Consider the following 798-nt stretch of genomic DNA (forward strand, 5'->3'; position numbering starts at 1 on the left):
TGTTTGTGGCCATGGCGCCCATCCTGGTGCCGGTAGCCATCTGGATTTACACCCTCGTGTTTGCGTTTTCCTCGCTCTGGTTTGCCCACTACACCCTGTCGGCCCTGGAGCAACTCCGCAAGAAGAACAATGCCCTGGCGCCCGACCCGCTTGCGCAAGCAGCTATTCAATCGATAGCAACGGAACTGGCCCCCGAAGCCTTGCCAGGCCCGGCGCCCAGCTTCGGCTCGCTGGGCGGAAAACCCGGATCCCAACCCTGACTCTCTTTGTCTCTCCTGGCTCCCCTGATCTGACACCCCAAGCCTCAGCATGACCCCACAATTCGGCCTCATCATCGTCGGCGACGAAATCCTTTCCGGAAAACGCGCAGACAAACACCTGCCCAAAACCATCGAACTGCTGGGTGCGCGGGGTCTGCAGCTGGCCTATGCCGACTATGTGGGGGATGATCCGGCCCGCATCACAGCGACGCTGGCGCGGGCCTTTGCGGCCGCGCGTGACAGCGGCGACGTGGTTTTTTCCTGCGGCGGTATAGGCGCCACACCTGATGACCATACGCGGCAGTGCGCGGCCAAGGCGCTGGGTGTTGACCTTGCGCTGCATCCCACCGCTAAAACGCTGATCCTCGAACGCATGGCAGATGTCGCCAGGGAGCAGGGCATTCCCTACGAACCTGACCGCGACGACAACATCCATCGCCTGAACATGGGGGTGTTCCCGGCCGGTGCTGAGATCATCCCGAACCCCTACAACAAGATCCCCGGCTTTACTTGCCGCGCCGGAAAAGGGGCCGTCCAC

The 798-nt window shown here is 62.2% G+C and carries 1 protein-coding gene and 1 pseudogene; both read left to right on the forward strand.

Annotated features, from left to right (window positions below; genetic code table 11):
* Positions 1-260 (forward strand): annotated as a pseudogene (locus AC1D0Z_RS23275) (EI24 domain-containing protein); the annotation flags it as partial.
* A gap of 49 nt (positions 261-309) precedes the next feature.
* Positions 310-798, forward strand: a 489-nt coding sequence (locus tag AC1D0Z_RS23280; protein ID WP_477660489.1) for a competence/damage-inducible protein A, incomplete at its 3' end; no start/stop codon positions are given.

This window comes from Polaromonas sp. P1_E3, from assembly GCF_056405935.1.